This window comes from Candidatus Cloacimonadota bacterium (assembly GCA_034722995.1).
In the GTDB taxonomy this organism is placed as follows: domain Bacteria; phylum Cloacimonadota; class Cloacimonadia; order JGIOTU-2; family JGIOTU-2; genus JAGMCF01.
The window spans coordinates 15,222-34,649 of sequence record JAYEOL010000056.1; the positions used below are offsets into that span (position 1 = coordinate 15,222).

At 33.0% G+C, this 19,428-nt stretch carries 16 protein-coding genes and 1 riboswitch; of the genes, 12 read left to right on the top strand and 4 right to left on the bottom strand.

Annotated features, from left to right (window positions below; all coding sequences use genetic code 11):
* The first annotated feature begins 100 nt into the window (after positions 1-100).
* From gcvPB to U9R23_06710, 10 genes are all read left to right on the top strand, one after another.
* Positions 101-1,549, top strand: a complete 1,449-nt coding sequence (gcvPB, locus tag U9R23_06665; GenBank protein ID MEA3476101.1) for an aminomethyl-transferring glycine dehydrogenase subunit GcvPB — start codon at positions 101-103, stop codon at positions 1,547-1,549.
* A gap of 90 nt (positions 1,550-1,639) precedes the next feature.
* Positions 1,640-1,825: a 4Fe-4S binding protein gene (locus tag U9R23_06670; protein MEA3476102.1), complete on the top strand. Its 186-nt coding sequence runs from the start codon at positions 1,640-1,642 to the stop codon at positions 1,823-1,825.
* Positions 1,815-2,999: an NAD(P)/FAD-dependent oxidoreductase gene (locus U9R23_06675; GenBank protein MEA3476103.1), complete on the top strand. Its 1,185-nt coding sequence runs from the start codon at positions 1,815-1,817 to the stop codon at positions 2,997-2,999. Before U9R23_06670 ends, U9R23_06675 begins: the two co-directional genes overlap by 11 nt.
* 158 nt (positions 3,000-3,157) lie before the next feature.
* Positions 3,158-3,352, top strand: coding sequence for a hypothetical protein (locus U9R23_06680; protein MEA3476104.1), 195 nt, complete (start codon positions 3,158-3,160; stop codon positions 3,350-3,352).
* 640 nt (positions 3,353-3,992) lie between these two features.
* Entirely contained in the window at positions 3,993-4,628 is a 636-nt protein-coding gene (locus U9R23_06685) for an Ig-like domain-containing protein (GenBank protein ID MEA3476105.1), read from the top strand.
* Positions 4,629-4,838: 210 nt separating this feature from the next.
* A riboswitch (TPP riboswitch) is annotated at positions 4,839-4,930 on the top strand.
* Between the two features lie 65 nt (positions 4,931-4,995).
* Positions 4,996-5,637, top strand: coding sequence for a thiamine phosphate synthase (gene thiE, locus U9R23_06690; protein MEA3476106.1), 642 nt, complete (start codon positions 4,996-4,998; stop codon positions 5,635-5,637).
* A 2-nt stretch (positions 5,638-5,639) separates the two neighbouring features.
* Complete coding sequence (locus U9R23_06695; protein ID MEA3476107.1) at positions 5,640-6,419, top strand: sulfide-dependent adenosine diphosphate thiazole synthase; 780 nt, start codon at positions 5,640-5,642, stop codon at positions 6,417-6,419.
* An 89-nt stretch (positions 6,420-6,508) separates the two neighbouring features.
* Positions 6,509-7,138 (top strand): phosphatidate cytidylyltransferase, encoded by a 630-nt coding sequence (locus U9R23_06700; GenBank protein ID MEA3476108.1) that lies wholly within the window; start codon positions 6,509-6,511, stop codon positions 7,136-7,138.
* Positions 7,139-7,159: 21 nt separating this feature from the next.
* Entirely contained in the window at positions 7,160-7,558 is a 399-nt protein-coding gene (locus tag U9R23_06705) for a GxxExxY protein (protein ID MEA3476109.1), read from the top strand.
* Between the two features lie 95 nt (positions 7,559-7,653).
* Positions 7,654-8,553 carry a glycosyltransferase family 2 protein gene (locus U9R23_06710; GenBank protein ID MEA3476110.1) on the top strand — a complete coding sequence of 300 codons (900 nt, stop codon included), beginning with the start codon at positions 7,654-7,656 and terminating at the stop codon, positions 8,551-8,553.
* A gap of 179 nt (positions 8,554-8,732) precedes the next feature.
* On the opposite strand, the gene U9R23_06715 is transcribed toward U9R23_06710, so the two are convergent.
* Entirely contained in the window at positions 8,733-11,090 is a 2,358-nt protein-coding gene (locus U9R23_06715) for a patatin-like phospholipase family protein (GenBank protein MEA3476111.1), read from the bottom strand.
* 139 nt (positions 11,091-11,229) lie between these two features.
* Here U9R23_06715 and U9R23_06720 point away from each other — a divergent pair, with 139 nt between their 5' ends.
* Together U9R23_06720 and U9R23_06725 are read left to right on the top strand one after the other, a co-directional pair.
* Positions 11,230-12,408 (top strand): pyridoxal phosphate-dependent aminotransferase family protein, encoded by a 1,179-nt coding sequence (locus U9R23_06720; protein ID MEA3476112.1) that lies wholly within the window; start codon positions 11,230-11,232, stop codon positions 12,406-12,408.
* Between the two features lie 60 nt (positions 12,409-12,468).
* Positions 12,469-13,098: a hypothetical protein gene (locus U9R23_06725; GenBank protein ID MEA3476113.1), complete on the top strand. Its 630-nt coding sequence runs from the start codon at positions 12,469-12,471 to the stop codon at positions 13,096-13,098.
* Between the two features lie 71 nt (positions 13,099-13,169).
* Here the strand turns inward: U9R23_06725 and U9R23_06730 are convergent, their stop codons facing one another.
* The 3 genes from U9R23_06730 to U9R23_06740 form a co-directional block, all read right to left on the bottom strand.
* Positions 13,170-16,541, bottom strand: a complete 3,372-nt coding sequence (locus U9R23_06730) for a hypothetical protein (GenBank protein MEA3476114.1) — start codon at positions 16,539-16,541, stop codon at positions 13,170-13,172.
* Between the two features lie 493 nt (positions 16,542-17,034).
* On the bottom strand, positions 17,035-17,451 hold the full coding sequence (locus U9R23_06735) for a PspC domain-containing protein (protein MEA3476115.1): 417 nt from the start codon (positions 17,449-17,451) through the stop codon (positions 17,035-17,037).
* The gene (locus tag U9R23_06740) at positions 17,448-19,313 is read right to left on the bottom strand and encodes an amino acid permease (GenBank protein ID MEA3476116.1); all 1,866 of its coding nucleotides are present in this window, start codon (positions 19,311-19,313) and stop codon (positions 17,448-17,450) included. Before U9R23_06740 ends, U9R23_06735 begins: the two co-directional genes overlap by 4 nt.
* Positions 19,314-19,428: the final 115 nt, after the last annotated feature.

Here is a 19,428-nt window from a genome sequence, read left to right on the forward strand (position 1 = left end):
ATGGAAAAATGAAAATACTATGCTCATATGAAAAATGAAAATTATAATAAAAACTTTGTGGTCTTTGAGCTCTTTGTGTTAAAATTTCTTAAGGAGAAAGATGGAAACGAAAACAATTTTTGAAAAAAGTGTAAAAGGAAGGAGAGGATGTTCCCTTCCTGAATGCAAGATTGAGAAAAAGATTGAAGGTATTTTTTCTGAAGATATCTTACGAAAAGAAGCTCCCAATTTGCCAGAAGTGAGTGAATTAGATGTAATGCGGCATTACATAGAGATTTCTGCCAAGAACCATTTTATTGAAAAAGGTTTTTATCCACTCGGCTCCTGCACAATGAAATACAATCCCAAAATAAATGATATTGTAAATACTTTGCCTGGACTTACAAATCTGCATCCATACCAGCCAGAAGATACAATTCAAGGCGCTTTGCAGATTATGTACGAATTGCAAAATATGTTGGCAGAAATATCAGGAATGGCTGAGGTCTCTTTGCAACCAGTGGCTGGAGCACATGGTGAATTCACTGGGGTCAATATCATCTATAATTATCACAAGAGCAAAGGGAATAAAAAAACAAAAATTATAATGCCAGATTCCGCTCATGGCACAAATCCTGCTACATCTGCTTCACATGGCTATAAAGTTGTGGAATTAAAATCCGGTTCAGATGGAAAAGTTGATATAAATGCTTTGAAACAAGTAATTGATAAAGATGTTGCTGGTTTTATGTTGACTAACCCAAATACCTTAGGTATCTTTGAAACCGATGTAAAAAAGATTGCAGAAATTGTTCATTCTGTAGATGGATTAATGTATATGGATGGCGCTAATCTCAATGCAATGCTCGGGTATATTCGTCCTGGAGATATTGGCTTTGATATAGTGCATTTTAATCTGCATAAAACCTTTTCTACTCCACATGGTGGCGGAGGACCAGGAGGGGGAGGAATAGGTGTTGTTGAAAAATTAGTTGCTTTCCTCCCTTATCCAATTATTAAAAAGGATGGTGATAAATACTTTTTTAACTACAAATTGAAAAACTCAATCGGCAAAGTGCACTCATTTTATGGAAACTTTTTGGTGATGGCTCGTGCTTATATCTATCTAAAAATGCTTGGTGAAAAGGGATTGAGAAGAGTTGCTGAAAATGCTGTTATCAACGCTAATTATTTGATGAAAAAGTTAAAAAACCATTTCCCGGTCCCCTACCAAAACGATGTTATGCATGAATTCGTGGCTTCTGGTGAAAGGTTCAAAAAATATGGTGTCAAAACGGTGAATATTGCAAAAAGGCTTTTAGATTATGGCTTTCATGCTCCAACAATTTATTTTCCTTTGATTGTTCACGAAGCTTTGATGATTGAACCGACAGAAACAGAAAGCAAGGAAACGCTGGACAATTTTATCAAAGCAATGATAAGAATTGCGCAAGAGGCGGAAAGTAATCCTGAATTAGTTAAAAACGCTCCTTTTAATACGCCAGTTGGCAAATTAGATGAGACTGTTGCTGTGAAAAATTTAGATATTAAATTTAGTTTTGATGATTGACCTATTAAAATCGCTAATCAATGCAAATTTTTGCAAATATACAAATGTTTTAATTTATTCGTGTCCATTCGCGGTCAATTCTTATAATTTATGAAATATAAAATTATTCCTGAAAAATGCGATCTATGTGGCGGTTGCGTGTCTGTCTGCTCTGCCGATGCAATCAGGATAACTGAATTTTCAGCCATGATTCTGAAAGATTTGTGTAGTGGTTGCAGAAAATGCTTTATTGTGTGTCCAGTTTCGGCTATTGAAGAGGCATCAGATGAAGATTAAAGATTTTTACGACATAGTAGTAGTTGGAAGTGGACCGGCAGGTGGAATGACAGCTTTAACTGCAGCCCGGAATGGTGCTTCAGTACTGATTCTTGAGCGAGATAGGGAAGTTGGAATTCCGGTTCGCTGTGCTGAAGGCATCTCCATTAGAAGTTTAACGAAATTTTTTGACCTTGAGGAAAGATGGATTTCAAATCATCTTGAAGGCGCCAAATTATATGCACCCAATGGAGAATTCTGCTCAATGCTTGCCTCTGCAATTGGCGGAGGGGTGATTCTGGAAAGAAGGCTCTTTGATGCGCATATCTGTAAATTAGCTACTGAAAATGGTGCAGAAATTACTATAAAAGCTAATGCCTTTGATCTGTTGAAAAAAAACGGAAAAATTTGTGGAATAAAATTCAAACATTTCAACAAAGAAAAAATGGTGAAGACAAATCTTGTTATTGGCGCTGATGGTTCAGAGTCACGAATAGGTCGCCTTGCCGGGATAAAAACCGCTCTGCAACTTTCTGATATTGAATCATCTGTACAATATCTTATGACAGACATTAAAATAGACTATAGGTATTCTCATTTCTTTTTTGGGAATAAGATTGCCCCGGGTGGGTATGCCTGGGTTTTTCCAAAAGGGGAAGATACTGCTAATGTTGGAATTGGCGTTCAGCCTGATAAATGCAATGGAAAAAGTGCAAAAGAACTCTTGGATAGATTTATTGGAGAGAAATTTCCTGATTGTCAAATGATTTCTTTTATTGCTGGCTGTGTGCCTACAGCAGTAACCTTGAAAAAGATAACTGCTGATAATCTTATGCTTGTTGGTGACGCTGCACGACAGGTCAATCCTGTTACAGGTGGAGGACTTAGCAATGTGCTTTTAGCCGGAAAAATCGCTGGTGAAGTTGCAGCAGAAGCTGTGAAGAAAAACGAGTTCTCAGATAAATTCTTGAAAAAATATCATAAAATCTGGATGAAAGAAAAGGGCAATCAACAAAAGCTTTTTTATAAGCTAAAAGAAGTTTTTTTTGATTTCTCTGATGATAAATTAAATGAGATATGTAATTTACTCAATGAAATTCCAAAGGAAAAGTTAACTCTTCTCCAACTTTTTAAAACTGCAATTAGAGGTTATCCAGCTCTTGTAAGGGAACTCATTAAAGCTTATATAATATAACTCAAGTTTCGCAAGAGATATTATAAAAAGTTAAATATGATTTATTCGGTAATTCCCATCTTTTGAAACTTGAATAACTAATTATTCACCCCGTTGGATAGAAAAACTTATCCAACGGGGCAAGAATATCTAATTTCTAATGAAATTTCAAATGACAAATGTCAAATAAAAAGAAATTCGATTTATCTGCCAGAGGTAGGTTCATCTTTGGCGGAGAGGAGAGAACTGCAAAATTCGGTGAGGATATTATCGAATTTGCTAAAAAAATCCCCCAAAATCCGATAACTCTACCTCTAATTACTCAATTAGTTAAAGCGGGTACAAGTGTTGGTTCCAATTACCTGCCCCGTTAGATAAATGTGTAAATATTTGTTTCACAAAATTAAATGAAAAAGAAAACAAACTCAAGAGGAAGAATCCTTTCAAGATATATCTAACAGGATGAAAAGCAGATTATGCAGAGTCAAAAAGAGATTTTGAACACAAAATTGGTATTTGCAAAAAGGAGTCTTCCGAAGGATCCGCCTTTGGCGTGAAAAGAAGCAAAACATTGGTTGCGAATAATTTCTAAAGCAGTTTCAGAATTATCAGCCAAAGGCTGAACTGCCTATGACATAAAAAAAAAGTGAGAAAGAAAATGTCAAAGGATAAAAATGTTAGCTATTCTCGTTCCAAAACCCCTGTTTGAAAACGCTATAGATTGTAGGATATTTTTATCATTAGGAATTTGGATTTTGAAATTTTATCCCCGATTTAATCGAGGATTAGGATTTAGAAATTAATTTAACCTTGCTCAAGTTTTAAAGTAAATATTATAAAAGTTAAGTATGATTTATTCAGTAATTTCCACTTCTGCGAAACTTGAATAATATAATTTGCTTTCAATTAAAAAGCTTATGACGAAAATAATGTTATTTTACTTGACATAAAAAACAAGGATAAATGAATTATTGAAATTCTTCTAAAGAATCCATAAAAATATAAGGAGATACAATGAAAAAATTAATATCATTAATATTATTTTTGTGCTTGTTATTTATAATTAATTGCTCCTCAAACAATGATACAACACCTCCCACTGTAACTATAAGTCAACCCCAGGATGGTGCGACAATTACTGATTCAATAACCTCAATTAAAGTGAATGCAACTGATAATGAAGGAATTGCATCTATAACACTTTATATAGACGATATTGAAGTAGGTTCCACTGTTGGTAATACAACTTATGAATATGAATGGTTTGTCTTTTATTGGTCTGATAGCAATGACCATACTATTCGTGCAACCGCATGTGACTTGAATGATAACAAAGGGTCTAAAAGTATAGATGTGACAGTAACAGAAGAAGCATTTATATATCCAGAATTACTGGAACCGGCAGATAGCAGTGAAGTACAAAATTCAATTGAATTCAAATGGACAAGTCTACCTGATGCGTATCAATATGAGGTGCACTTTGCTCACAATGATATTGTCTTTATAGAAACACCTTCTGATACTACCATTACTAAGAATTTTGATATTTTCGGTTCTTTCAAATGGAAAGTAAAAGCAGAAAGAATCTTTATAGCAGGAGCTGATACGAGTAAATATAGTCCACCATTCCACTTTACTTTAACTGAATAATAATTCTAAGGATAAAAAGTATCTATCTGTATGTGTTGGACTACGGAAAATTTCTAAAAGTATTCAGGATTGTGAAAACAAGTAAATAAAGACAAATCTATGTGCTCTCGACATCCTCTTATATTGAATACAAATGTCTTAATATCTTTTGGGGTGTAAGCATGTTTGCTATTACAAAAATTTGACACAATAAAATAACAAAATATTTTTGTCTTAAATTTGGGGTGCTCTTTAGGGCTGAGAACATACCCATTGAACCTGATCCGGGTAATGCCGGTGTAGGAAAGTTCACCGAGCATCTCAGATGTTCGGTTTTTTTATTTGTTTAAACCCACAGAGACACAGAGAAAGAACCTGAATTTAAAATATGAAAAAAATAAATAGAAATCTTGGATTGTACTTCATCATTGATGGTAACTTCACAAGAGATTTTGTGAAGATGACCAGGTTGGCTATTGATATTGGGTTAAAAATAATTCAATATAGAGATAAAAATGCTAATGCATCAGAAATGCTTACTAATGCAATTAAAATAAGAGAACTTACTGAAAATTCAGATACGATTTTCATTGTTAATGATAATGTTGAAGTTGCTCGCGCCTCTAATGCAGATGGCGTGCATATCGGCCAGGAAGATACTCAATATGAAGAAGCCAGAAAGCTGCTCCCCAAAAGGATAATTGGAATGAGTGTAGGTAATTTAGAACAATCTCTTCTTGCAGAAAAAATGGGAGCTGATTATATCGGTTTGGGACCAATTTTTCCAACATTAACAAAACCGAATGCGGGTCAAATAATTGGAACTGAAAAACTGTCTAAAATCGTGAAAGCAGTTCAAATTCCAATTATTGCAATCGGTGGAATAAATCTTTCCAATCTAAAAAGTGTTCTTGAAACAGGTGTAAATGGAGTCGCAATAATCTCAGCAATCCTTGGAAGTTCAAATCCAGAAAGGGAAATCAAAAAAATTAAAAACAAAATCAATAAATATAATCAAATGAAAGGATAAGAATGGTATTAAAAGAAGAAATAATCACAAAAGCAATTGTGGAAAGATTTTCTGAAAAATTTGTGAACAACCTAAATCAAGATGTCATCATTGCAGGTGCTGGTCCTGCTGGATTGACTCTTGCATATTATCTTGCGAAAAAAGGAATCAAAGTTTCAGTTTTCGAGAAGAAATTATCTGTTGGAGGAGGAATGTGGGGAGGCGGAATGCTGTTTAATGAAATTGTTGTACAGGAAGATGGAAAGGCAATTCTGGAGGAATTTGGCATCAAAACTGTAAAATATGATGCTGACTACTATACTGCTGACTCAATTGAAGCAATTTCAACAATATGTTCGTTAGCAACAAAGGCTGGTGTGAAAATCTTCAATTGTATGATGGTTGAAGATGTTATGGTAAAAAAAGATGAAGTATGCGGTGTGGTGGTCAATTGGACACCAGTGGAAATGGCAGGTCTTCATGTAGACCCTTTATCAGTAAAATCAAAAATAATTGTAGACGCCACAGGACATCCTCTTGAACTGTTAAAAATAATTGAGAGAAAAGCCCAAGGAAAATTGTTTACAAAGACTGGAAAAATTATGGGAGAAAAGTCTATGAACGCTGAAATTGGGGAAAAAACTGTAGTTGAAAATTCTAAAGAAATCTATAAAAATGTATATGTTGTAGGAATGGCAGCAAACGCTGCATTCGGTGCGTGTAGAATGGGACCTGTCTTCGGCGGGATGCTCTTATCTGGAAAAAAATTAGCGGAGATAATTACAAACAGACTAAGTGCTTGAAAGTTAGAAGGTTGAAAAAATCCCTTTAAAAATAGCAAAAGATGAAATTATTGACAATATAACTATTGAATTCACATCTAACCATTATAATGGGAAAACAGGAAATATATCGCAAATTGATTCATCTTTTCGCCATAATAATTCCAGTATTATATTACTTTGTAGTGAAATCCCAGATTGTTTCAATCTCTATCTTACTACCCATAGCATTGATTTGTGTTATTGCAGATGCTGCTCGTATGGAAAATCCTGAACTTAAGAACAGGTTTTATAAACTTTTTGGCTCAATGTTGCGGGAAAATGAAGTAAGTCAGCTGACAGGTGCCTCCTATCTGTTAACATCTTCAGTTGTAACTATTGCAATTTTTACAAAAGAGATTGCATTTTTTGCAATATCTTATTTAGTTATTGGTGATACCTTTGCTTCTATAGTAGGTTTAAAACTTGGCAAAAGGCAGATAGTCCGCACCAGAAAAACTGTAGAAGGCTTCATTGCATCCTTTTTAGCATGTGCGATTTATGGACTTATCTGTTATTTTTTATATTTCAAGAAATTTTTTGCACATGCTAATAAAAACCCACAGGGAATAATTATAATTATCCTGGTTGGTGCACTAATTGCCTCAATCACTGAGGTAAGTAATTTGCATATAAATGATAACATCAGTATTCCAATTATTTCAGGAGTGGCAATGTCTATTGTTTGGCTGTTCATATAAGGAGATAGGGAGATAAAGGAGATGAAGAAATTTAATTATAAGGATGATAAGATTACAGAAATGATTATTCAGTGTATCATTAGAGTTCATAAAATCTTGGGTCCGGGATTCCTTGAATCAATATATAAGAATGCTTTATTGATAGAATTGAAAAATTCTGGATTGAAATGTGAGGCTGAAAAACTGATCAAGATTTATTATAATAACATTGAAATTGGAACGCATCGGTTGGATATTGTTGTTGAAAACAAGATAATTATTGAATTAAAAACAGTTGAAGAATTATGTGGACAACATTATGCTCAAATAAAATCTTATCTGCGAGCCACAAATTTGAAAACAGGGATTTTAGTAAACTTCGCAAAAGAAAAGGCAGATTTTAGAAGAATAGAGAATGAGTATACGGGGATAAAGGAATAGGAAGATAAAGAAGATGAAGAAATTTAATTATAATAATAAATTTATCCCCTTATCTCCGCCTTATCTCCCTATCTCCTTGTATTATAAGGAAAATTATGGATTTATCATTTGTAATACCAGTTTTTAACGAGGAAAAAAGTCTAAAAGAGCTTCATAAAAAAATTTTGGGAAATATTGGAATCCAAAGTTATGAAATAATATTTATTGATGATGGCAGCACAGATAATTCTTTTAAGATATTACAAGAGATTGCTAAAGACGACAAAAATGTTCATATTATAAAATTTCGTAGAAACTTTGGAAAATCTGCTGCACTTCAAACTGGCTTTGATAAGGCTAAAGGAGATATTGTTTTCACCTTAGATGCAGATTTGCAAGATGACCCAGAGGAAATCCCAGGATTTATTGAACAAATTAACCAGGGTTATGACCTTGTTGCCGGATGGAAAAAACATCGTAAAGACCCAATTACAAAAAAAATAACATCAAAGATATTTAATATAGTTACCTCAATAATTTTCAGATTAAAATTACATGACTACAATTGTGGATTCAAAGCCTATAGAAATGAAGTAGTAAAGTCTATAAATATTTATGGAGAACTGCATCGGTATATTCCTGCATTAGCTAAAGCAAAGGGATTTAGCATTTGTGAGATTCCAGTCAAACATCATAAGAGAAAATTCGGAAAGTCAAAATATGGTATGGAAAGGCTTGCTCGTGGATTCCTTGACCTGCTTACTGTAACAATGATAACAAAATTCGAAAGGAGTCCTCTTTATCTTTTCGGTATTGGTGGACTGATTATATCGTTAATTGGATTTGTAATAACTCTTTATTTGGCTGTAATGAAGATTTTCTATGGAATGCCTTTAAGTAACCGTCCCCTACTTTTTCTTGGCGTTCTGTTAATTGTTGTTGGTGTCCAATTAATTTCTATTGGTTTATTGGGAGAAATAATTGTATATAGCACAAAAAATAAAAAAGTTAATTGAAGAACTCTAATTTTGCAGGATTTATAGTTTGTAATTTGTAATTTTTTTGTAAATTAGTGAACTCGTTAATTGGTAAATTAGCAACCAGTTTACTAATTTACCAGTTTACAGTTTACAAGTTCCTCTTCTTAATTAATCCCTTTGTGATGCAAGAAACAATCTAATAGAAGGTTTGGAATTTAGAAATTATATCCTATTGAAAAATTCCAAAAATTATTGTCTTTGCTATTTTCATACATTAGAATAACCGGACCAAAAATCGTTGGCATCTCTAAACCAATTGCATAACCGGATTTTGAACCTTTCTTAAAAATATCCCAGAATTCCTCCATTTCATCTATAGTTCCAAATTCTCCAATACCAGCTTTTGTAACCAAAAACAGTTTTTGCCTCGGGTCGCTTAAGCTAAATTTTTTCAATAATATACGCATTTGAAGTGAAATATAGAAAATATCTTCTCCTGCTATTTGACCATAATGATATCCGAAAAATGTATCATCGGGCCTTCTTTTTACCTTTCTATTATATGGAATCTTCCCATTATTTGTGCTATTAATTATTAGATATATCCAATTTGAGACTGAAATACCCTTATATAACTTTTCATGAATACCATTAATCAGTTTAAATTGCTGAAAGTTATATTCCGAGCCTAAAGCTTCATTGAAGTTTGTATAAGAAGCCATTCTATATAATCCTTTATAAGGATATGGAAATCTGTCAAAACTGTCAAACACCAATCTTACTCCCAATCCAGAAGTTTCTTTCTGACCTATTCCCCGATTAAATCGGAGATTTGATACTTTATAATCAAAAATGAGTGACATCAGACCTAATCTTCTATCATCAAAAAATCCTGTTTCAGTAAGTATATTCCAATCCCTATCAGAATCAATTTCTGTATTGTCTTTTAAATAAAATTCAAGAGAATTATTAAGATTAGTTTTACCAATCCTATCTGTAGCAAGACGAAATCCAAACCTCCTCTCTACTCCAAACCTCATATAAAAATCCAAAGCATTACCAGTACCAAAGATATTTTCGTGTCCAACAGAAATAAATGCGGATGATGATTCTTCTGTATTGTAATTTGCTCCAGCCTCAATAATACCAAAAGGCTTCTCTTTTACCACAAAAGTCAAAGCAACATTTTTGGATTGGGTCTTTTTAACATCAAAAAACACTAAATCAAAATAATTTGTACTATAGATTTTTTTTATATCGGACTGAATTTTGTTAATATTAAAAACATCCCCTGTTTTCGAAGAAATCTCTCTTAATATTACAAAATCTTTTGTTAACTCATTTCCAGATAATGAAATATTTTCTATATCGGCTTCATTGATATGAAGAAATGTCACTTTATTTTTCACAGAAATTGAATCAATATCAGCTAATATGTACCCACTATTTATATATTTTTCTAAAATAATATTTTTTAATCTATTTGTATCTTCTTTGGATATTTTTGATGGTAAATTAAAAAGTAATTCTTGTGTATTAAAAACTTTATTTCCGAAAAGGATTATCTGCTCTATGTTTGAATCCTTAATATTCTCATTTACTGATGCTGATTCTTGGACAGGTTCAACTAAAGAAAGCAGAGAATCAATATTGTTTTCTGCTTCTGCTTTTCCAATGTCAATCAACTCAGCCCATCTTGTGAATTCAGTATTTGATACTTCTTCAAGGGGAGGACGAATTATTATGTTAGCCTGTTTTAATTCATCCTCTATTTTTGAGAACATCATAATGTTAATAATTTGATTAGCCACAGTTATAGGATTGTTCATATATTTGCGTGAATACAGGAAACTTGTGGAATTAGAAGCAATTATTATATCTGCTCCCATTTCCTTCATTGTAGAAATTGGAAGATTATTTGTTATCCCACCATCAATATATAAATCAGAACCGATTTCTACGGGTGTGAACAAAAATGGTGCAGACAAGCTTGCTTGAAGAACTTTTATAAGATCTCCACACATAAATGTTTTATTCTTTCCACTTACAATATCTGTAGCAGAAATAAAAAGTGGGATTTTAAGTTTAAGAAAATTTCCGTCTGAAATATAATTCGGACGCGTAAAGTAAAAGGCAAGACTATTAAGAATAGTTTGAGAACTGGAAATAGAACTTGGAATTCTAAGTCTCCAATTCTTAAATCTTACTTTTATAAGATTTTCTTCCTTGGATTTGCGCGTGTAAAAATAGTACTGGTGTCGGGATTGCGGAGCGGATAAAGTCGTCTCCCAATTTACATTTTTTATGATTTTCTCAATCTGATAAGAATCATATCCCGAAGCATAGAAAGCGGCAATCAGCGCACCAAAACTTGTTCCACCAATATAATCAACTGGAATATGATATTTTTCTAACACTCGTAAAACACCGATATGAGCAATACCTCTTGCTCCACCACCGCTAAGCACCACACCAACAGATGGTCTGCCTTGACTATTGTCTCCAAAAATAGATTGAATATCTAATAAAAAAACAAATAGTAATATCGCTAAAATTATCTGATTTTGTTTCATTATTTTGAATATTTGCAAAAGGCTTAATTAAATGTCAATTTTTTCTAAAAAATTTTGAGGTTACTCTATTTATTGACAAGTAAACAATCAATGTCTGTTTTTTAACAAAAATTCGGGTTGAATTTACAGGAGTATTATTATAAGTTTGTATAATAAATGTAGAAATTTCACAGAAGCAAAAAGAGTTAAAAAACTTGGATATTATCCCTATTTTAGAGTAATCAGTTCAGAACAGGACACAGAAGTTATTGTTAATGGTAAAAAAACTTTAATGCTTGGCTCAAACAGTTATCTTGGTTTAACAAATCATCCAAAAGTGAAAGAAGCAGCCATAAATGCTATCAAAAATTATGGGACTGGTTGTGCTGGTTCCCGCTTTCTTAACGGAACACTTAATATTCATATTGAATTAGAGGAAAAATTAGCAGATTTTGTGGGTAAAGATGTTGCCCATGCTTATTCAACTGGCTTCCAAGCTAATTTGGGTGCAATTGCAACTATAGTTGGTCGTGGCGAATATTTGATAACTGATAAGTTAGACCATGCAAGCATTATAGATGGATGCCGACTTTCCTTTGGGAAGATGCTTCGTTTCAATCATAATAATATGAATGATTTGGAAAGGGTTCTCCAATCTGTCAAAGATAGTAACAAACTGATAATTGTTGATGGAGTTTTTAGTATGGAAGGTGATATTGCAAAACTTCCAGAAATTTGTGAATTGGCAGAAAAATACAATGCACAAGTTATGTCTGATGATGCACATGCAATTGGGGTAATTGGGGAAAATGGTTCTGGAGCTGGCAGCCATTTCGGAATAACGGATAAAATAGATATAATTATGGGCACTTTTAGCAAATCATTGGCTTCTATTGGTGGCTTCATTGCTGGCAATGAACTTCTGATGCATTATCTAAAACATTTTTCTCGCACACTTATTTTCAGTGCCAGCTTGCCGCCAGCGTCTGCTGCTTCAGTTATGGCTGCACTTGAGATTATGAAAAGTGAACCTGAAAGAAGAGAGAAACTCTGGAAGAATACTCGTAAGATGCAAAAAGGATTTAAAGAAATGGGTTATAACATTGGCTTGAGTGAAACTCCTATAATACCGCTTCATGTTGGTGATATGATGACAGCATTTAAGATGTGGAAGATGCTGTCTGATGAAGGGGTATTCATCAATCCAGTTGTTCCGCCTGCTGTGCCACCAAACGATTGCCTTATTCGCACAAGTTTTATGGCAACACATACAGACAAACAGCTTGATTTTGCTCTTGATAAATTTGAAAAGATTGGAAAGAAATTGGGTGTAATATAAAAAGTTCAGAATGCGGAAGGCTGAATGTTAATTTCCAACTAAGATATAGGGCAGAAAGATATGAGGAAATCAATTATCATAAGCTTACTCTTCTTTTTTCTATTGATTACTGCTACTGCGAATGCAGAAGGTAATCTTGAATTTTTTACCAATTCAGGAATAAACCTTCCAAGTAGCTCTGAAGAATTGGGTAAACATTGGGACCCTGGATTTTTAATTGGCGGAGGAATAGAATACAAAGCCTTCAATGATTTCTTTATATTCTCAGATTTTAACTATTCGCAATTTAGTTTTAATGGGAAGCCTCTTTCTCCTGTTACTATTCCAGAAGTAAGAATTCTGGATACGATTGGTGAAGAATCTAAAGTTTTTGATTTCTCTGTTGGACTAAAATTTCAAAGACTGCAGTTTGATTCTTTTATTTATCCCTATTTCTTATCAAGTGTTGGTTACATTGAATATAAAGTTGGTAAAGTCTGTGAATTGTCTGAGGATTTTATAAATTCTCCTGGCTTAATAAACTGCTCTACCCACTATGGTTACACCCAAAATGACTATTTTGGCAAATTAGGAATGGGATTCAACACTAAATTGAAATATGACCGATTGCTATTTTGCGAAGGTAATTTTATCTTTCCGTTTAAAGGAACTCTCTCAATAATTTTAAAACTTGGAATAAGGTTTTTCTAATCCCGATATATCGGGACTAACTTCTCTTCCCTCCATTCCGCATTTCCCATTCTGAATTCCGAACCCCAAATTTAAAAATCTGCTCTCACTTCCATTTTTAGCTGATTTCTAACATCAGATTCAGGGTATTTCTCGGTATAATATGTTAGAAATCCTGCAACATATTTACTGAACTGATAATTAAACTGCAATGTTGCACGGGTAATTATCCCATTCCGTTTACTAACCAAAATATCCGAGAGATAGTCAGAACCTTCTCTTTTATTTTTCTGAAAATGAACTTGAGCCATAAGATGATATTTGCTTCCAGAATTATACACAAAGCAGGGTTTAATTTGATAAGAGAAAATTTTATATGAGTTTGAACCATCTTCCTTATTTCCTTTCTCAAAATCATACCCAAATTCAGTAGAAAAAATCATATTATAATTAAATTTATATCCAATGTCAGCTGAAATTCTATAGTTTTTAGATTTCAAAGAATCTGTTGTCTGATAATTAGAAGTTCTATCTTTATAGGAAATCTTATTTTCTAAATTCCATTTATTTATATTATACAAATTAAATTCAAATCCCCACTCATTTTGCAATAATTCATCAAATTCCTTTTCATACTGATTATCCATTTTCTTAGTCTTTTCATAAACTAGTTTTGTAGTTATCTTATTCTTTCTGATATTGAACCAGAGTTGTTCTCTATATTTTTGATAACCATAATCAGTGTAATCCTCATTCATTAAAGAATTTTTCTTTAACAGATAAAGGTCCAATTTGTGTGGTGTCCGTGATTTCTCCTGAATAGCAATATCAGAGGTAAAAAGAAATTTACTTAATACTTTTGTAAACTTTCCCTCGTTCCCAAGCCCGCCCCAATTGAATTGGGGATTGGTAACGAGACGTGCAGGATTAAGAGTCATATTCCAATTAATCTGCAATTCTGTAATAGGTTGGGGATTTCCAATTTTCGTAATTTCATAATCATAATCACCATCTTCCTGATAAAATCCAAGACTATCATAAATACCGTTTCCCTGACCAACAAAAACAAGTTCCCTCACTTTTGGATATATTGCAAGATTTCCTATTTTGTAATTTATCTTATTATAAATAATTTTTTTAAGAATATTCATTGAAATCTGAGTATTAAGCAAATCAAATGTAGAGTTTTGCATTCCATTAAAATATTTATTCTCTCTATGCGAATATTCAGATTTTATATTGAATTTTTCACCACCGTGATAAACATCTCCTCTCCATAAATAGGCTTGCTTAAAATTTTGCCAGTTTATATAGTTTATATTAAGACTATCTTGATTTTCGTGTTGATATTCCAAAGTTAGTTTAACTTTTCCGAAATCAAAGTTTGTCTTGTAAAAGTTCTTATCAATTTTTATTCCATAAGAGGATGTTCCTTCTGATTCAAATCGTCTTTCATAATACCCGGCTGATAGGTTAAGAAAATTATATTTATAATTCCCATTCAAATCATAAACTTCCTGTTTTAAAGTTTGATTATTCATAATATTAGATTCTTCTGATATGCTCGAATAATTATAATTTATTGAAGGGAAATATGGAAAACTTTGATTTTGTAAGTATGAAAATCGGTTTGAAAGATTTCTACTTTGGGCAATTGATTTTAGATTCTTTTCAGAAAATTTGGTACTATTTTTTGCCCAATTTTTTATTTCAAGCAAAATATTAGCACCGTATCGAATTGCATCTACAGTATCTGCTTTTATAAATTGAGAATATTCATATTCAGTTTCTGCTGATTCTGTTCGTGTTAATGGATGATAATTTTTATCAATATATTGATAGAAAAATGAATTCTCAGTTCTTCCAATATTTGAAATATCACTTTTGAATCTTACTTCATTGAATAATGCGAAACCAAAATCATCCTCGTCATCAATTTTAGAAAAACTATTCTTATCGTAATTTGAAATTATCCCTTCAGAATAGAGTAAAACTTTACCCAGCTTTAGCTTAGAGCCGAAATCAAGGTTAAGATTTTTTTCAGGCATTGGCAGTTGAATTTCTGAAATATAATCTCCATCTCCATCCCCTACCCATTCATATTGATTATATCCAGATTTTTGGTAAGAACCATTTTCATCGCCTACATAAGAGAAACTCACGAGGTAATTTCCTGTAGAATCAAATCCAACATATTCATAATGTGTATCAACTTTGATATAATTTCCATCACCAACAGCAATAGAATCAACACCGGATTTACGAGCTTTGATTGGGTCATCGCCAGCTTTAGATAAAATCTCTTTATCGCTATCAGAAAAAGTGTAATTCAGAGGTTTTTCCTTATCATTGTTATCAGACAGAATTTTAAAAAACAATTTAGCATTATTATCAAAAAAATGGAAATTACCTGAGCCTAAGTAAAAATTACTTCGGAAATCCTCTGCAGAGTATTCATAATCGGCAATAATACAAGAATTTTCTGTAATGACATTCTTATTCTTAAAAGTTAAAGAACCCTCATTATAATCAATTGTATAATCATCGCCTCTTGAGAGTAATTTTCCATTTAAATAGATTTTCTCGGTTCCGGACAGGATTTTTACATATGAGCTATTCTTTCCAGGGAGATAATAAGGTCCCTGCTTTCCTTCCACACCATAAAATTTGTGAGATATAAAATCACCATTAGAAATTGCACCTGCAACATCCAGGTTATTCCTTCCATCCCATTGGAAATTTACACCTTCTAATTTATACTCATAATTCGCAAAATGAGTGTCATCAAACTTGCAAAAGAAGTCTCCAAAAGAAAGTGCATAATTACCAGAATAAATTTTAATAAACATCTTATCCAATTCACTTATCTTTTCTGTAGTTCCTTCTGGAGCGATTGGAGAATTATTGTCAGAAAGTTGTGCTTTAATAAATATTTTCTTAGAGAGTTCTCCATCAATCTGTAGATATAATGATTGGTCAAAATCCATATCTGCCTGATTCCCAACTGAAATGGCAAAACTTTTACTTCCAGAAATATTTAGATTGGATGAAGAAGAATATTCAGACTCTTTATGAGTGGGCCTTCTCGGTCTATAATCTTTCTTGTTAGAAGTTTTTTGTTTTTGAAATCTGTAAAACGAGTATTTTAAATCTTTTGGGAAAACCTTAAAAGTTATAATAATTTCTGTATCTGTTGGGTATCGTTTTAAGATTCTGATTTTCCCTTCTTTATAAAATATTTTGTAATCTATATCCTTTTTAATTGTATCATTTTGAACTATTACGGTTTCTGAATTTGCGATTATATTCTGAAAGCCAAGTTCGTAGAGTTCTTCGTTATCAAACTCAGTTTGGTAACGAGAGACTTGTATGACCTTTTTCTTATCTAAAAGAGAAAAATATTCTTGGGTGAATGCATTTGCAAAAGTCAGAAGTAAAATAATTAAGAATAGTAATTTTTTCATCTGAAAATCACTTTTTCTTTATCTCAATTCGGGATAAACCCGTCCCCAATTCAATTGGGGATACCCACCAGTCCCGATTTATCGCGACTCCGTCTCGGAGTTGGCGGGTAGCAACAGGTTTATCCTGTTGCTGCTTCTTTAAGCCACCTGAAATTTTCATGCTCCTTTGTGTCTGCTTGCTGACATGTGAGTTTCATATGTAAATAGCACACCCGTCTACGCTAAAGCTACTCCTGCCAGGCTGATTACACACCCCGCCCTCCGATTTCATCGGAGTCCACCCCTCTTATTAGAGGGGATTTCTGTAATTCCCCTCTAATAAGAGGGGATACGGCTTCAGCCGAGGGGTGTGTTATTTTCATTATTATTTGTCCCGCTAAAAAATCTTTTCTAACGGGGTGTATGTTTCATTATTTAATTGCACGCCAAAAAACAGTGATTAAAGAGGCTAAATAATCCAGAAAGATAGAAATTATATTTTTCTATATATATTTTAACCTTTCTCTTTTGGTATAACAATCGCCAAAACCAAATAGAGCAAAATCCCAAAACCAACAGAGCACAGCATGACTACAAAAAGAATCCTCACTAAACTGGAATCTATATTAAAATATTCAGCTAATCCACCGCACACGCCAAAAATAAATTTATCACTCTTGCTAAGATGTAGCCTTGCTTTTTCTTTATCCTTCTCTACTATCGCACCTTCAACAGCCCCATTCGGTTTTTTAGGAATAATTATAATAGCTACTAAATAAGAAAGCACACCTGCGCCACCTAATAAAGTCAACAAAACCCAGATAACTCTCACCAATGTAACATCAATATCAAAATATTCTGCTAATCCACTACATACTCCAGCGATCTTCTTACTTTTCAAATCACGATATAATTTCTTTTTAACATTCATGATTCATCTCTCTTTCTTTCTGATAATAAAATTATATTTCTTAAATCTTCAATATCTTTAGCTTTAAGCCAGTGCCTTTCAAAATCTGGCTGTTGAACAATCTGTGCAATTGACATCAAAGCCCGCAGATGAAAATTCCTTTCATCACGAGTTCCTATCAAAACAAAAACAGTATAAACAGGTGGTAAATCTAAAGAAAAAATAACACCTTCTTTGCATCTGGCTAATAAAATATCAAATTTATTGTTTCCCTCAATAATAATATGAGGAATTGCCATACCGGGTTGTAAAGCGGTTGTTGATTGTTCCTCTCTTTTAATCAAAAGGTCATACAGCATATCCGCATTAATATTTTGCCTTTTTGATAGATGCTCTGCAATAATCTTAAAGAATTCCTCCGCAGTCATTGACCTCTCTATATCCAATATCTCACATTTACTAATAAGTTTATCAAATCTATCTTCAATGATATTATCTCGCTCAACCAAAATGTCTTTTAACTCTTTTACAAGTGTGGTAGTTTTTATTTTTTTATCTGTAAGTCTCTCAACAATATGGATAAGTGCAGATTTCCTTTTGACTCTAAATCTTACATAAATCAAATACCAAAGAATGGAGAGAATAATAAAACAACCAGTAATAATAAGAGGAATTTTGCCCATTTCAAAAATCAAAAATCCATATATTATAATTGCAGCAATTTGTATCCAGGGATACAGAGGTGAATGAAATGAAGGGCGATATGTCTGAATTTTGCTTTCCCGCATCACAATAACAGAAGCATTTACATAGATGAACAAAATAATCTGCATAGTAGATGCGGCTTTTACAAGATTCTCAAGATTAAAAGAGGAAATCATAACAATCATAAAAATTCCAGTAAGAATAATAGATATATAAGGAGTACCGTATTTTTTACTTATCTTACCAAAGAATTCAGGCAATAAATGGTCTCTACTCATTGCAAGCGGAAATCTTGAAGCTGATAGAATTCCAGCATTTGCTGTAGAGAAGAATGCGAAAAGTGCAGCAATTGCCAAAATTATCATTCCAAAAGAACCCATAAATACACCTGCTCCATCTGAAATGGGTGTAAGCGTAGGCTTAAGTAAATTACCCCATTGTTCGGAAGTTAGAACCCCTACAGTTATAAAAATCACAATAATATAAAAAACAAGAACAATGAAGAAAGACAGAAACATTCCAAGTGGTAAATTCCTCTTTGGATTTTTTATCTCTTCAGCAACACTTGCTATTTTTGTAACCCCGGCAAAGGAAATGAAAACCAATCCAACTACCGGGATTATGGAGCTAAATCCTTGTGGCGAAAATGGTATATACTTCTCTAAATTTATATTTTTTATTCCAAAAGTACTGTAGATAAATAATATTCCTAAAAGGGATAATACTAAAATAATCTGTAACCTTCCTGTATGCTTAACGCTTTTCAGATTAAGAATTATAAATATTACACAAAATGCAACCGCGATGATTTTGATTTGTAGTTCTGTAATTTGTGGAAAAATCAGAATAGTAAATGCTCCAATTCCGATAAGGGCAAATGCACTTTTCAGTGCAAGACTAAACCAGGTTACAAAACCGCCCAATGTTCCTGCTGCCGGCCCCATACTTCTTTCAATGAAAAAATAGCTTCCACCAGCCCTGGGCATTGCTGTGCCAAGTTCTGCCTTTGATAGTAAACTGGGTATAAAAATAATCCCTGCAAAAAGATATGCAATTATTACTGCTGGCCCACATTTAGCGAATGCTATACCTGGCAAAACAAACAGCCCAGAGCTTATCATTGCTCCAGCTGCAATACAGAATACATCAAGAAGACCTAACTGCTTTTTTAATCCCATAATAGATATAGTTGAATTGGTTGAATTAGTTAAACTGGTTGAACTGGTTGAATTGGTTGAACTGGTTGAACTGGTTGAACTGGTTGAACTGGTTGAACTGGTTGAACTGGTTGAA